Genomic DNA, 13,689 nt, shown 5'->3' with positions numbered 1-13,689 from the left:
AGTCTTAAGGCGGATATGACACAGCGACTATTAATAGAGAATGTTTAGCAAAACTGCTATAGTGCCCATCGATGTATTTTTGTATATACCTGAAAAATTGATGGTTTTGGTCTGTATGGCTGACACATTATTATGATATATCTAATCTGTGATTTGGTTTTATGCAGTGCAGCCTATTTGGTATGAATCTCACACACCTCTTTGATTAAAAATCTGTGAACGATACGCCGGTTTTATTCAACGGCTTTTCATTCACAAGATGTTGCCATCATTGATGAATCATAAAAAATAATGGTGTTTTTATTAAAGTATTCTATGTTTTTAACGGTAACGTTTAGGGAAAATTATGACGGACAATATCAATAAAGAGACGAAAGAAAATAATGTAGCGACTGATGGCAAAGCTGATGCAGCTAGCAATGCTTATCAAAGCAATGCATTTCCCACGATGCCAACCATCGCAAGCGACAGTCCGTGGCTAAGTGCTTATGAGCGTTATGACATCGATGCTACTATTGAGATGCCTGAGGATAGTACGTCTTTACTTGATGTGTTCGAGCGTAACTTTAGTCGTTATGGACAAAAAACAGCCTATATCTGCATGGGCGCGTCTATCAGCTTTAAGCAACTAGATCTGTACAGTCTTCAGATTGCCAGCTATCTGCAGTCATTAGGACTGGTCAAAGGTGATAAAGTTGGGGTTATGATGCCCAACCTTTTGCAGTATCCAATAGTAGCATTGGGGGTCATTCGTGCCGGTATGATACTGGTCAACGTCAATCCGTTGTATACCAGTCGCGAGTTGTCACATCAGTTGCATGACAGTGGTGCCAAAGCGTTGTTCATCGTTGAGAACTTTGCAAAAACGTATCAAGATGCGGAAGATAAAGGTCAAGTTGAGCATGTCATCGTCTGTAAAATTGGCGACATGCTAGGAACGATCAAGGGGGCCGTGGTCAACCTCGTTGCTCGTCATATCAAAAAAATGATTCCTGCTTATCGCTTACCAAACAGTGTGAGTTTTAAAGATGCGTTAAACGAAGCCTCAGCCAGCAAATACCAGCGCCCTGAGCTGAATCTAAGTGATGTGGCATTGCTGCAATACACAGGCGGTACAACAGGCGTGGCTAAAGGGGCGATGCTGTCTCATGGTAATCTAGTCGCCAACATGCTACAGGTCAGCGCGTTGATGAACAGTGCCTTTGATGATGATATCGATGGCAGAGACGTTATTTTGACCGCATTGCCGCTATATCATGTTTTCTCATTCATGGTTTGTGGTATGTGCAGCATGTATCAAGGCTATGCAGGGTTGCTCATTCCAAACCCGCGCGATCTTGATGGGCTTATCAAAGAGATGGGCAAATACAAACCTGCTTTTATTCCTGCGGTAAATACCTTGTTCAATGGTTTGGTGCACAAAGACAGTTTTGCCGACTTGGATTTCTCTAATCTAAAAGCTTCTATCGGCGGTGGTATGTCAGTGCTACCTAGCGTGGCAAAAGAGTGGCATAAAATCACTGGTCTACCGATCGTTGAAGGCTATGGTTTGTCTGAAACTTCACCTGTTGTGACCTTTAACCCAATGACCATTGCAGAGTTTACTGGAAAAATCGGTATTCCTGCGCCTAGTACTGACATTGTGCTCATCGATGAAGACGAAAATGTAGTGGCGATGGGTGATCGTGGTGAGATCTGCGTAAAAGGTCCACAGGTCATGATTGGTTACCAAAACCGTCCAGAAGAAACAGCTGAGTCCTTTACGGCTAGCGGTTATCTAAAAACCGGTGACATCGGTATCATGGACGAAAAAGGTTTTATCAAAATTGTCGATCGCAAAAAAGACATGATTTTAGTCTCTGGGTTCAATGTGTATCCAAATGAGATCGAAGAAGCGATGAGCGAGCATCCAGCGGTCGTTGAGTGCGGTGCAATTGGTATTCCCAATGATGATCGCGGTGAAGAGCCAAAATTGTTTGTGGTCAAAAAAGGCGACGTCACAGAACAAGAGCTGCTTGATTATGGCAAAAAACAATTGACTGGCTATAAACGCCCGCGCCATATACAGTTCGTTGACGAATTACCAAAATCGAACGTGGGTAAAATTTTACGTAAAGAATTGCGTAAGATGGAAGGGTTAGAATAAATTTAGTATCAAACTTGACCAACGCAGCGGCGTAATAGCGTGAGTGAATCTTGCTATTGCGCCGCTGTCACGTTAGGATATCTTAAGATTTTAGTCTACCAAATGCCTATTGGTTAATCCTCGGATCAAGAATAGTGTATTTTTTGACATGGCTTTTATAACACCGTACTAGGAATTTTTATGCGTATTGACAATCGTGAGCTTGACCAACTTCGCTCGATCAGCTTTGAGCGCCATTATACCAAGCATGCCGAAGGCTCAGTATTGGTCAGTTTTGGCGACACCAAAGTGCTATGTACGGCCAGTGTCGAATCGGGTGTACCGCGCTGGCTCAAGGGCAAAGGCAAAGGCTGGATCACTGCCGAATATGGTATGTTGCCACGTGCGACCAATACCCGTAACCAACGTGAAGCGGCCCGCGGCAAGCAGTCCGGTCGTACCCAAGAGATTCAGCGTCTGATCGGGCGTAGTCTGCGTGCCATGATTGACTTGAGTAAGCTTGGCGAAAACACCATCTATCTTGATTGTGATGTTTTGCAAGCGGATGGCGGCACTCGTACCGCTAGTATCACTGGTGCGGCAATTGCGCTGATTGATGCATTAGAAACCATCCAAAAGAGTAAAAAGCTTAAAGCGGATCCTCTCATTGGATTGGTAGCAGCGGTATCTGTCGGTATGAAAGATGGCGAGGCGTATTTAGATCTGAACTACGAAGAAGACTCTAGTTGTGATACAGATTTGAATGTCGTCATGACCCAAAAAGGCGAGTTCATTGAGCTTCAGGGTACTGCTGAAGAAAAGCCGTTCACGCGCGCTCAAGCAGATGCCATGCTGTCAATGGCCGAAAAAGGCATTGCTGAACTTATTAAGATGCAACAAACTGCACTTGGCTGGTAGTCAGTTTTCACGGCATACTGTACTTTATCTTTAGATTTAATAACTGCCTGTTGGTCCCTGATAGGCAGTTTTTTCACAGACAACTATCCTCACATCTGATAATAGGTAAGAACGCATGCTCAAGCTGACTGATGATGGCGCAAAAATCACCTTACAGGGTCAGCCAAACGCTGGTGATAACGGGATGTTTTGGTTTGGGTCTGCCTTATTGATAGGGGCAGTGGCAGTTGCCATGGCCATGAGCCTATTGTCTGAACGTTTGGCCATTGGTGCCCTTGCACTTCTTATTATTGGTAGCTTTATTTTTAATAAACAGCGTCAGAAACACAAAAAAGCCATGAGCGGTATGATCAGTAGTGGCACATTGTGGGTACGTGCAGGTGAGCTGGTGCATGACAATCTGGGCAAACGAGATCACATTCATTTGGCTGATGGTGACAAGGTAGTGCTGATAGGCGATCAATTACAGATTGTCGATAGCAGCGACGTACGTAAATATCATATCAATGGTTTTGAGAGTGCTCAAGAAGCAAAAGCCACCAAAGCAATTCTAGAAGGGCAAGCGTTTAGCAAACGTCATGTCAATATTAAAATGAATAGCGGTCAGTAAGTTCCTCATTCACAGGTTAGCATCCAACAGTTAGTGCTATGAAAAATTACATCAACCAATTCATTAACCTGCTCTAATATCTCAAATATTTTTCCTGCAAGTCTCCCATATCCTCTATTTGCTTTTACCATTCATCAGTATTTTTATGCCAGTTATCGCCTACATTGGGTGAATAATACTTGCAGATTTGTGCCTAAATGGTTTATAAGTAACAGTGCAACACTTAATCCTCATTATTATTTACACCGTCAGTGAACGTTCATTGACCGGGAGTCCGTCATGTCGCGTTTGCCTATGTCTATGTCTAAATTTATGCCATCAATTGCCACATCCTGCAGTTTATTATTGCTCACTTGTAGCGCGGTAAGCCAAGCCCATGCAGACAGCATGAGTGCACTCATTGCTCAGAAGTCGGCTCAATCTACGATCAGTACTACTTATCGCTATCCTGAGGTACAGCGTCAGTATCCATCAGTATTGCCTGCGTTTTTGTCAGGGAGTTATGATAATGTCGATAGTGAGTATTTGCCGCTACTGAGCAGTGCGGAGACACAAAGTAGTCAGGCAGCACGTGAAGTGGTGAGTATGGCGCGTAAAATGGCGCTCAACGAGCGCACCATCATCAAAGGTGGCTGCTGGGACTATCTAAATGCGGTGTTCAATCGGGCAGGGGTATCGCGTAATACCATCCATAAAGGCACGTATGGTCAAGGCCCTTATGCCAACAGTAGTGAGATTGAGGCGGGCGATTGGCTCTACTATATCAATCATGGTTACAATGGTGTGGAGCATAGCGGCCTGTTTGTTGGCTGGGTCGATGAGCGTGCCAAGCAAGCACTGATACTCAGTTATGCTGGCGAAAACCGCCGCGAACCGGCTCGTTACCGTGTGTATGATTTGAGCAACGTCTATCAAATCATGCGTCCTAGTGTCTAAGCATCCCTAGCACCACATAGTGTGATAAAAAAAACGTCCGTCACTGATAACGTGGCGGACGCTTTTGATTGGTAAATATCAATTATTCTTTTGGTTTTGGCGCGAATTTTAGAAAGGTTTTACCACGACTAAAATGACAATAATCACCAAGGCAAAGACTGGCACTTCATTGAACCAACGCCAAAACTTATGCGATTTATAGTGTGGGTTGTCTATCAGCTTTTTGCGATATAGTCCGCAAGCGCCATGATAGCCGGATAGCAGTATAACTAATAAAATCTTAACGTGCAGCCAACCTTGGGTTTTATACACATCCCAACCTAGCCCAACCATCCATAGACCAAAGACCCATGTCGCTATCATTGCTGGTGTCATTATGCCGCGATACAGCTTACGCTCCATAATGGTAAAGCGCTCTTGGCTAATGGTGTCATCACTCATCGCATGATAAACAAACAGACGCGGCAAATAAAATATCGCCGCAAACCAGCAGACCATCGAAATGATGTGTGCCGCTTTAATCCAGTTAAAATAATCTGCCATAACTTAATCTCTTGTTATCAGCCATTTAATACTAGCTCTTTAATATTAGGCTTATTTTCATATGCTTGTTATAAGGGCTAATTGATGACACGGCCCAAACGCAAGTGCAATGCAGATTATTGATAAATAGTCGCTCCACACCGTCAAACTAATCAGCCAATACCACTTGTGTTTGATGACCACTCATCGCATCTAGTACAGGCAATACTTTTGGCGCTCGTGGTGCCGCAAACTGCTTGGTTAAGCCAAGCTCACGCATAAGTCTGTCATCGCCTGATTGACTAGAGTTTCCGGTTGTCAGCAACTTATCACCATAAAAGAACGAGTTGGCACCCGCCATAAAGGCCAATGCTTGCTCAGAGTCTGATAGGCTCTCGCGACCAGCAGACAGACGCACATAACTGGTTGGGCAGCAGATACGCGAAACGGCAATGGTGCGAATCCATTCAAGGACAGACAGTTGACCTTCGGCCAATACTTTATCGCCGATCGGTGTACCTTTAATCGGTACTAGCAGATTGACTGGGATTGATTCTGGGGCTTTTGGCATTTTGAGTAGTTCATGTACCCAGTCGATGCGGTCATCACGGCTTTCACCCATACCTACGATGTTACCGCTACAGACGTTGATGCCTGAGTTGCGCACGTTTTCTATCGTATCCAAGCGCTCGTCATAGCTGCGTGTGCTAACGACTTGCTCATAATAGCTGCGTGAGGTATCTAGATTATGATTGTAATAGTCCAATCCGGCATCCGCCAACTGCGTTGCTTGATTGGTATCTAACATACCGAGCGTCATACAAGTCTCAAGCCCTAGTGCCTTGACTTCTTTGATCAGCTCAACCACATAAGGCATGTCTTTTGCGCTTGGATGTTTCCATGCCGCACCCATGCAGAAGCGCGACGAGCCACTGTTTTTGGCACGTTTGGCAGCGGCAATGACTTTGTCTACTTCGATGCGTTTTTCTGCTTGTAGTTTGGTGGTATCGCGATGGTGACCTGACTGTGAGCAGTAGCCACAATCTTCAGGGCAGTTACCTGTTTTAATCGACAACAACGTACTGATCTGTACTTCATTGGCTGTGAAATGCTCACGGTGAACAGTCTGTGCTTGCAACAACAAATCCATCAATGGCAAATCAAACAGTGCGGCGATTTCTTCGCGGCTATGCTTGTGCGGAGTTGATTGGTTGGCATCGGTGGCTAAACTGGCCAAAAAATCATCGCGACTGTTTTGATGATTGAGTGTCTGAGCGTGGCTATCGGCATTGGGTTCTGAGATGTTAAGTAATCCTGCCATGAGATAAATCCTTTTATAACGGTATTGGGTACATCTAAATGTTTTTGTGTTTTTAAAATAATAAAAAAGGCTGCGATATAGTATACCGTAACCTTTTTAGAAAATCAGAACACTGCTGGAGAGTATGTATAAATATCACAGTGGCGTATATAAGTAGTAACTATCCATCTATTGTATCAATGACTACTGATTAACGCACCTCTTGATTCCATTTAATACACCTCTCATTTATAGCGAATTATTTACCCAGTTTATGCTTAGCAACACCAACCCAATGCTCAGCAAATTTCTGTGCTTTATATGCATAAGGCTTGGCTTTGTCCAGATACGGTTTGCACTCTTCTGGAATAGTTGGCACGATATGTTTGGCCAATTTATTGAACCACATCATGAGGCTATAATCCCCCTCAATGCTTAATTTGCCTTCTTGTACTGCAGTCATAAATGCTGGCAAACTGCCTTTGGTCAAAAGTTTGACGCCAGTCATAGAGTCTTTAAAGGTAATCGTAAGGTCTGCTGTTTTTGCATGACCGCTTTGCTGACTAAAATGACCATTATCAAAAATAAAATGACGAGCAATCTCAGATTCAGTGCTGGCAAATTCGATCGTGACCGCACGATCAGCGAATAGCTTTTGGACAGCTTCATCATTGCTATCAGCTAGCATTGATAAGCGATAGCCAACGACTGCCAACAAAGCGTCTAATGGATCAGATTTGATGTCTAACACAGGAACTGTGAACATAGTAAAACTCCTAAAAAATGACGCATAAAAATAAGGCGTACTTTATACCAATTCTTATGACAAATATATAACCCGATTATAAACCATGCAGTAACCTGAACTCTTTAGGAGTTAAGTAGAGAGTGTTAAGCATCTTGTAACATTTGATATTGTTATGACATGACTCGTTGCTAAGCGTGATATCTCAGCAACGATATTATAGTGATAGCAGCCATAAAGATAATATGGTGATAAAAGCAATATCGAAAGAAGGATCAGGCAGGATTAATGAAATCGCGGTTTGTAATCATCGTCATAAACAGGCGTATGCTCAATATAGCGTGCGGCCTCTAGCGCACGCTGCTGCTGCACAGATTGACTCACGTCATCATAGCGCAATGCTCGGTACAGTACCCAGCCCGCTAGCGGTAGCCAGCTCACACCCATCGCGATGACATAGCGATGCCACTCGGACAGTTCAAAGAACATAGTGCTACCTGACAAAACGTTTTGAACGACTTCGACAGCCAACCAGTAGGCCATACCGCCAAACAGATAGAGCAATAGCCAACGCTGCGATGATAGAGCGAGGGCCACGACCAGTCCTGCCAGTAATCCATAGCCCAGCCATGTTATAACGCCCCACGCCTCAACACCAACAAAAGAAAATATAGTTAATAACATCATTCATCTCGCTATTCATAAGGTGAATTCCAATAGAGTTATTATGAAAGGTTGTTGGACAAAGCTAAAGAGGGGGGAGGCGACTTTGCGACAACCGTTGACGTTTGGTTTTTTGGATGGTTTTTGCGATTTTTAATTGCTAGAGGATAGGCTAAGCGCCGTAAAGAGCGGCGCTTATTTTAGAGGGTAGAAGGAGTTTGATTGGGTTTGACAAGGTGGTGTCAACTAACAGTCAGAGGCGACAGATTTGCTGAAGACTTAAACTCGATTGGCACGATTGCCCCACCAAGATAATAACGATACTAAAATCGCCCCGAGTAGCATGAGTCCGATGGTCGTTAGCCAGTGTGCACCAGTAGGATACTGCCATGGCATGACATTATTGACGGCCTCATTATCTAGAGCACCTAAGGCATCTACTTTCCATGGCCATACTTTTATCAAGGAGCCTGCGATAAAGCCCGTCAGTAAGGCCAAAGTGGCTTGATAGTAACGTGATAGTAACCACTTTAGGGCGCGTGTGAATAACAGTAATCCAGTTACCATCCCTGCCATAACGGTAAGAACAATACTCAAATTCATGGTATGAACAGCTTCTAGCACCGTATCGTAAGCGCCGAGCAACAATAGAATAAACGAGCCTGATATACCCGGTAGAATCATCGCACAAATGGCAATTGCCCCTGCAAAAAACAAGTAGGGTAAGCTGGGTGTGGTTGTGAGTAATGGCAAACTGCTAATGACCACCGCAGCACCCAATCCAGTAGCAAACAATACTGCACGGCCTATATTCCAGCGCTCAATCTCACTGAGTAAAATAAATACTGTGGCAACTACCAATCCAAAAAAGAACGACCAAATGAGCAGCGGCTCATTATCCAGTAAGTGTTTAATAATGCCGGCTAGGGTAGCGAAGCTGGTGGCAATACCCAGTACCAAACATAATAAAAAGGTCGCATCAACCTGTCGCCAAACGGCAAGCAAACCTTTGATACCCCCTTCTTGTCGAAATATCTGCCAAAGATTGGGACCAATACTGCCAAGCGCATTAATCAGACGCTCATAGATACCAGCAATCAGAGCGATGGTACCACCAGAGACGCCAGGGACGATATCAGCAGCGCCCATGGCCATGCCTCTGACATAAATCCCCAAGAGCTGTTTTGGACTGTCAGTATGAGTCGGCGTGGTACTCATATCTGATGACTGTTTTGACTGCGATGGCTGCGGAACTGACGGCTGGTTTGGCCGTGGAGATTGTGGTGCCGTCATAAACATTCCTTTATCGTTTAAGAATCAGTGTTATCTAAAATTGGGGTTATGTATCATGGTAAAACATCAAAGCAGTCTCACTATGGTAAGACTGCAATACAAAAGTAATATAAAACCACATAAAGCACAAAAGCCAGATCAATGACAAAGCATTAACCCAGCTTATGAGATCGTTTCATGTACTTAGCAATTACCCAGCATCAGGCTTTATGTCAGACTCAGTATTAGACCCAGTATTAGATTGGGTATCAGACAGCGCAGGATAGCCAAGTGCATAGAGAGTGCCTTCAAGCCCTGTCACGTTGATAGCGGCATCGGCACGTGCTTGTACGATGGGCTTGGCATGATAAGCGACGCCTAGATCAGCAATGGCCATCATTGGCAAGTCATTGGCACCATCACCAATGCAGACCACTTGTGACATCTCAATACCCAAGCGTTCAGCGGTATGCTTGACGATGGCGGCTTTTTTGTCACCATTGACGATAGGCCACTGCACATGACCGGTGACTTCACCTTCGTCGATATCTAAGGCATTGGCATGCACTTCATCAATGCCTAACTGCTCAGCGATATAACGAGCAAAGTATGTAAAGCCGCCTGATACCAGTACAGTATGATATCCCAATCCTTTTAGCGCACTGATGGTGGTGCGCGCGCCTACCGAGACGGTCAAGCGGCTACAGATATCATCCAGTACGTCAATTGGTGTGCCTTTTAATAATGCCACACGCTGAGCGAATGACTCATCAAAATCAATTTCACCGCGCATGGCGGCCTCAGTGATGGCTTCGACTTCGTCACCAATGCCTGCGGTTTTGGCCAGCTCTACGATGACTTCTTGTTCAATTAAAGTTGAATCCATATCAAAGCAGGCAAGTTTATGAGTACGTAGCATATGGCCGACAGATAGGATATGGCAGTCAACGACGTTTATGTTGCCGGTGCTATCTGCACTGCGCGTATTGTTGTACTCTTCTGTCAAATCACGACGCAAGCGTGTGGTTAGCTGATCATCAATGATGTGCGCGGCAGCGGTCTTTTTGCCAGGATGCATCAGCGTATCATTGACAGGGACTAGCAGGTAACGGAATACTTGAGCATGGGTAAAGGGAAGGCGCTGTGCACCGTCAGCCGTTGGCTCTGTATCAGAAACTGTGATACTGACAAAACTGGCATCCGTGTCTTCAGCGACCGTCACTAAATGCCAGTTGGGCTGTTCATCGACCCATGACTGAACATATTGATGAATATCTAGCGTAGATACGTGAGTCGGCAATACAACGATGAGCGCAAAAACAGGCAGCGACTGTAGCGCATCAAAATCTTGCAAATTAGTATCTTCAGGTAATAATGCCGCAATAGAGTCGACGGCTTGCTGCCATGCTTTGCTGTCTTTTGGTAACGAATAAGATGTATTTTTTGGCATGGCTCAATTGTCCCTTGTATGCTCGTATAAGATTGGGAATAATAACAGTTTTACTGGGCAGCGCCTATAGATGACACGCAAAGTATCAATGGCGTAAAAAAACCACAATCATGGCGCAAATGACCAGAAAAAAACCATCGCGTCATTGTGATAAATTTATAAAGTGACTCACGCCATCAGGCTTGTTATGGTGATATAGTGGACAAGATAAAAAGTCACGCTTCTATATCCCTTGTACTATAGAAAAATGATCGTGTTGACCTCGATTTATAGATATCCGCTTTATGCAAATTAGCTTTATCAAACCAGCCAAAAAATGAGCGAATGCCTCGTTTTTTAATTTCTTTTCTCCAAAAAAGTTTACTATATCATGACGTATTTAGCGCCGCGGCAAGGGTTGTTTGCCATTATTATTTTGGTTAGTTTTTGTTTGCAGACGCTGCTATTGGTCATCAGTACCGACCAGCAGCTGAGCAACAGTCGTGCGTTGAAAGGCGAGCAGATGGTCGCCCAGCTGATTGATGAAGCAAGGCTATCGTTAGAAAACAAAGATCGTGTCAGTCTTAGTGTCATTGCCAATCGCTATACTAGTGAGCAAGACGTGACACGGATACTGATTAAAGACAATAACGACGAGATATTGGTGCCCGTCGGTAATGCACCGATGCAGCAAGGCGATACCATTAGTCAAATCGCGACCAATGGCGATGCGGTAATCGGTAGCGTGGCATTGACATTGAAAGATATCAGTAAAGGCGAGATTATCGCCATGCAATGGCCGTTTGTTATAGGCACCATGCTGCTGCATTTATTGCTTTGGCTGCTGTATGGTTACTTGGCACGCCCTACCAAAGAGCAGATCAATGCGCTGAGCCATGATATCCAAGAGTTATATATTGAGCAGTATACACAAGTCGATCAGCGTGGCTATAATCGAGATATCGAACGCTCATCTGATGCCGCAGCGAATAATCATCCACCTGCTGCTAGTGAGAGCGAAATCGATGACATGGTCACCAGTGCGCGTAAGTTCAATGTACAAAACGAGGTAAACGACTACCTAAGAACGCAGCAAACCCCAGAGACTACAGAGAAGACTGGCGGCTCGGTAGATACTGATGCAGATAGTCTATCAGGTGAGGGTAATACCACTGAGACCGATAGTGCAGGGACTGGCCACCAATCATCCAAGCTATCTGCGACACGCTCCGTAGATAAGGTGAGAGTACAGATTGTCTTTCATGATGAATTCAATATGCTTGAGCGCCTTGCACCTGCCCAGCGTTTGCCATATTTGGCGCTATGTACACAGCTCTTTAATCAAGCGGTGACAGAATTGCTTAAACAACCGTTGCTGCTCGGTGTTAGTGCGATGAATGAGGCGCAATTTGCAGACAATGGCGCTAGCGTGGTGCTAAAAGCTGACAATAGCCATGCTAAAGTGGCACTGGCAGGGGTAATGCTTGCCAAGTTGTACTTGATGCTCAACAAAATCATTCATGATAAGCATATCGAGTTGTCGCGCTTTGCTTTACCTGCGAAAGCAGGCGTGAGTGATGACGCGCAGTCAGAGGCCATGACTCACTTATTACAGAGCATTGGTAAAAAAGAGCAGTTACTGATTCTATTGCCAAACAATGGTCTCAAACAGATCAGTAATCATATCCAAGTACACAGCATCATGCGACCCACCACCGTCTATGAGCGTGAATGTGCGATATTTGATGGTGGTAATGATTCGATGATTCAGCGTTTGGCAGACGTTCGTAATGCAGTACTGATGATCGAAGAAGATGAGTAATAGACTAAATATATACTGATGCTTAGCCGTATTTTGCGCTCGCTTATTTACAGTACAATTGTCTGCTATATGAGTCATATTGCAGACCCAGTCTGAAAAATGAGATGGGTCATATTGAGAAAAAGGATTGACAACATTCAGTAGAGACTTTATAAGGCATATATATATTACTGTATGTTTAATACCCTTGCCTAAAAATGATAGGAGTTTGTCATGAGTGACGCTGATATTGACGACGATTTTGATGATGATTTTGTCGACGATGATGATGCAAAGATGGTCGAAGAAGCCGAGACGAGTGTACGTACACGTCTAAGCAGTCTCGAAAAGCGCCGACTGATTGATAATTTGTTAGAAGAAAAGCGTCTGGCCAAAGAGTTGAAAGACGATTTGGATGATATCGACAACTTCGATGAAGATGGCGATGATTGGGATGACGACGATTTCTAATTTTTAGACATCATTCGTTTAAGCTGACTAAAGTGCTTTAATCATCGGTGCTCATCTACCCAATCGGATAGACTGGCTTTTGACAGTTGTTTTGAGCGGTTACGATACGAGCGAGCGTTAAAAGCTCATCGGTTCGATGACACTGGATCTAATAGCTTGTTTGGTTTTGGTTATTCAAGCAGCCTTTATGCTCAGATTATCTGCTATCGTGCATTAACCGATCGTTTTTGACGATTGACATACTCTATACTTCAAGGATAACCGAACCATGAGTAATCAACTAAGTTTTGATGAATTACTAGACTATTTGGACAATCAAGAGAGCCAGTTTGTGCTCGATAGCGTCGCAGCTCATGGGTTTTTGACTGCGACAGTCATCGGTCGTCCCTTGCCTAACTGGCTCGACGCCCTGTTTGAAGGTCACGTGAGCGAGATTCCAGAAAACGTCATCGATGGTATCAAGCGCTGGCGCGATTCTATCATGGCGGAGCTAAAAAATGAGACGCCTATTGAGCTGCCATTTAGCGAAGATGCAGGAGACGAAGAGGTCGCTGTTGATTTCTCTGACGAATCAGATATCGTCGCTTGGTCGATTGGCTTTGTGGATGCGATGTATGGTGATGAAGCAAGCGACTGGTTTGAAGATGAAGATACAGCAGAAGATGTCGCTGTATTGACGCTACCGATGATCGTCCTAAGCGGTATCGATGATGAAGATCCAGAGCTTGCTCAGATGCGTGCTGACGAAGACAAAATGGTACAAATGGCCAATAGCATCGAAGGCAATTTGACTGAGCTGTTCTTATTATTTCATACCAATGACTAGTCGTCGCATACCGATGACTGGACAGGTTCAACACTCGTGATTATAAAAGACAGTGCTGCCAGTACTGTCTT

Annotated in this window: 13 protein-coding genes; 7 read left to right on the top strand and 6 right to left on the bottom strand. The window is 44.4% G+C overall.

Annotated elements, in window-relative coordinates:
* Positions 1-346 precede the first annotated feature (346 nt).
* The 4 genes from IP485_RS12435 (at position 347) to IP485_RS12420 (ending at position 4,589) form a co-directional block, all read left to right on the top strand.
* Entirely contained in the window at positions 347-2,146 is a 1,800-nt protein-coding gene (locus tag IP485_RS12435; protein WP_198327473.1) for an AMP-binding protein, read from the top strand.
* Between the two features lie 180 nt (positions 2,147-2,326).
* On the top strand, positions 2,327-3,043 hold the full coding sequence (gene rph / locus IP485_RS12430; RefSeq protein WP_194364566.1) for a ribonuclease PH: 717 nt from the start codon (positions 2,327-2,329) through the stop codon (positions 3,041-3,043).
* Between the two features lie 115 nt (positions 3,044-3,158).
* On the top strand, positions 3,159-3,653 hold the full coding sequence (locus IP485_RS12425; RefSeq protein WP_198327472.1) for a hypothetical protein: 495 nt from the start codon (positions 3,159-3,161) through the stop codon (positions 3,651-3,653).
* Between the two features lie 279 nt (positions 3,654-3,932).
* A complete protein-coding gene (locus tag IP485_RS12420) occupies positions 3,933-4,589 on the top strand; it encodes a hypothetical protein (protein ID WP_198327471.1) in 657 nt (218 codons plus the stop codon).
* A gap of 108 nt (positions 4,590-4,697) precedes the next feature.
* On the opposite strand, the gene hemJ is transcribed toward IP485_RS12420, so the two are convergent.
* The 6 genes from hemJ to serB all read right to left on the bottom strand — a co-directional run bounded on the left by hemJ (position 4,698) and on the right by serB (position 10,541).
* The gene (gene hemJ, locus IP485_RS12415; protein WP_198327470.1) at positions 4,698-5,132 is read right to left on the bottom strand and encodes a protoporphyrinogen oxidase HemJ; all 435 of its coding nucleotides are present in this window, start codon (positions 5,130-5,132) and stop codon (positions 4,698-4,700) included.
* A 148-nt stretch (positions 5,133-5,280) separates the two neighbouring features.
* Positions 5,281-6,432 carry a biotin synthase BioB gene (gene bioB, locus IP485_RS12410; protein WP_198327469.1) on the bottom strand — a complete coding sequence of 384 codons (1,152 nt, stop codon included), beginning with the start codon at positions 6,430-6,432 and terminating at the stop codon, positions 5,281-5,283.
* 238 nt (positions 6,433-6,670) lie between these two features.
* Positions 6,671-7,177: an SCP2 sterol-binding domain-containing protein gene (locus tag IP485_RS12405; RefSeq protein WP_198327468.1), complete on the bottom strand. Its 507-nt coding sequence runs from the start codon at positions 7,175-7,177 to the stop codon at positions 6,671-6,673.
* 264 nt (positions 7,178-7,441) lie between these two features.
* Positions 7,442-7,843: an AciT family ciprofloxacin tolerance protein gene (gene aciT, locus IP485_RS12400; protein WP_227686540.1), complete on the bottom strand. Its 402-nt coding sequence runs from the start codon at positions 7,841-7,843 to the stop codon at positions 7,442-7,444.
* Between the two features lie 255 nt (positions 7,844-8,098).
* On the bottom strand, positions 8,099-9,112 hold the full coding sequence (locus IP485_RS12395) for a DUF368 domain-containing protein (protein WP_198327467.1): 1,014 nt from the start codon (positions 9,110-9,112) through the stop codon (positions 8,099-8,101).
* 190 nt (positions 9,113-9,302) lie between these two features.
* The gene (serB, locus tag IP485_RS12390; RefSeq protein WP_198327466.1) at positions 9,303-10,541 is read right to left on the bottom strand and encodes a phosphoserine phosphatase SerB; all 1,239 of its coding nucleotides are present in this window, start codon (positions 10,539-10,541) and stop codon (positions 9,303-9,305) included.
* Positions 10,542-10,911: 370 nt separating this feature from the next.
* Here serB and IP485_RS12385 point away from each other — a divergent pair, with 370 nt between their 5' ends.
* The 3 genes from IP485_RS12385 (at position 10,912) to IP485_RS12375 (ending at position 13,618) form a co-directional block, all read left to right on the top strand.
* Complete coding sequence (locus tag IP485_RS12385) at positions 10,912-12,342, top strand: hypothetical protein (RefSeq protein ID WP_198327465.1); 1,431 nt, start codon at positions 10,912-10,914, stop codon at positions 12,340-12,342.
* 213 nt (positions 12,343-12,555) lie between these two features.
* Positions 12,556-12,792, top strand: a complete 237-nt coding sequence (locus IP485_RS12380) for a PA3496 family putative envelope integrity protein (protein ID WP_057761656.1) — start codon at positions 12,556-12,558, stop codon at positions 12,790-12,792.
* Positions 12,793-13,060: 268 nt separating this feature from the next.
* Positions 13,061-13,618, top strand: a complete 558-nt coding sequence (locus IP485_RS12375) for a UPF0149 family protein (RefSeq protein ID WP_194364575.1) — start codon at positions 13,061-13,063, stop codon at positions 13,616-13,618.
* Positions 13,619-13,689: the final 71 nt, after the last annotated feature.

It is taken from the genome of Psychrobacter sp. NG27 (assembly GCF_016106655.1).
In the GTDB taxonomy this organism is placed as follows: Bacteria; Pseudomonadota; Gammaproteobacteria; order Pseudomonadales; family Moraxellaceae; genus Psychrobacter.
The sequence above is the reverse complement of the archived record's forward strand: the minus strand, read 5'-3'. Positions and strand labels throughout refer to the sequence as shown.

Coding starts and splice junctions, on each gene's coding strand:
- IP485_RS12435 (WP_198327473.1), top strand. CDS start 347: ATGACGGACAATATCAATAAAGAGACGAAAGAAAATAATGTAGCGACT.
- rph (WP_194364566.1), top strand. CDS start 2,327: ATGCGTATTGACAATCGTGAGCTTGACCAACTTCGCTCGATCAGCTTT.
- IP485_RS12425 (WP_198327472.1), top strand. CDS start 3,159: ATGCTCAAGCTGACTGATGATGGCGCAAAAATCACCTTACAGGGTCAG.
- IP485_RS12420 (WP_198327471.1), top strand. CDS start 3,933: ATGTCGCGTTTGCCTATGTCTATGTCTAAATTTATGCCATCAATTGCC.
- hemJ (WP_198327470.1), bottom strand. CDS start 5,132: ATGGCAGATTATTTTAACTGGATTAAAGCGGCACACATCATTTCGATG.
- bioB (WP_198327469.1), bottom strand. CDS start 6,432: ATGGCAGGATTACTTAACATCTCAGAACCCAATGCCGATAGCCACGCT.
- IP485_RS12405 (WP_198327468.1), bottom strand. CDS start 7,177: ATGTTCACAGTTCCTGTGTTAGACATCAAATCTGATCCATTAGACGCT.
- aciT (WP_227686540.1), bottom strand. CDS start 7,843: ATGATGTTATTAACTATATTTTCTTTTGTTGGTGTTGAGGCGTGGGGC.
- IP485_RS12395 (WP_198327467.1), bottom strand. CDS start 9,112: ATGACGGCACCACAATCTCCACGGCCAAACCAGCCGTCAGTTCCGCAG.
- serB (WP_198327466.1), bottom strand. CDS start 10,541: ATGCCAAAAAATACATCTTATTCGTTACCAAAAGACAGCAAAGCATGG.
- IP485_RS12385 (WP_198327465.1), top strand. CDS start 10,912: ATGACGTATTTAGCGCCGCGGCAAGGGTTGTTTGCCATTATTATTTTG.
- IP485_RS12380 (WP_057761656.1), top strand. CDS start 12,556: ATGAGTGACGCTGATATTGACGACGATTTTGATGATGATTTTGTCGAC.
- IP485_RS12375 (WP_194364575.1), top strand. CDS start 13,061: ATGAGTAATCAACTAAGTTTTGATGAATTACTAGACTATTTGGACAAT.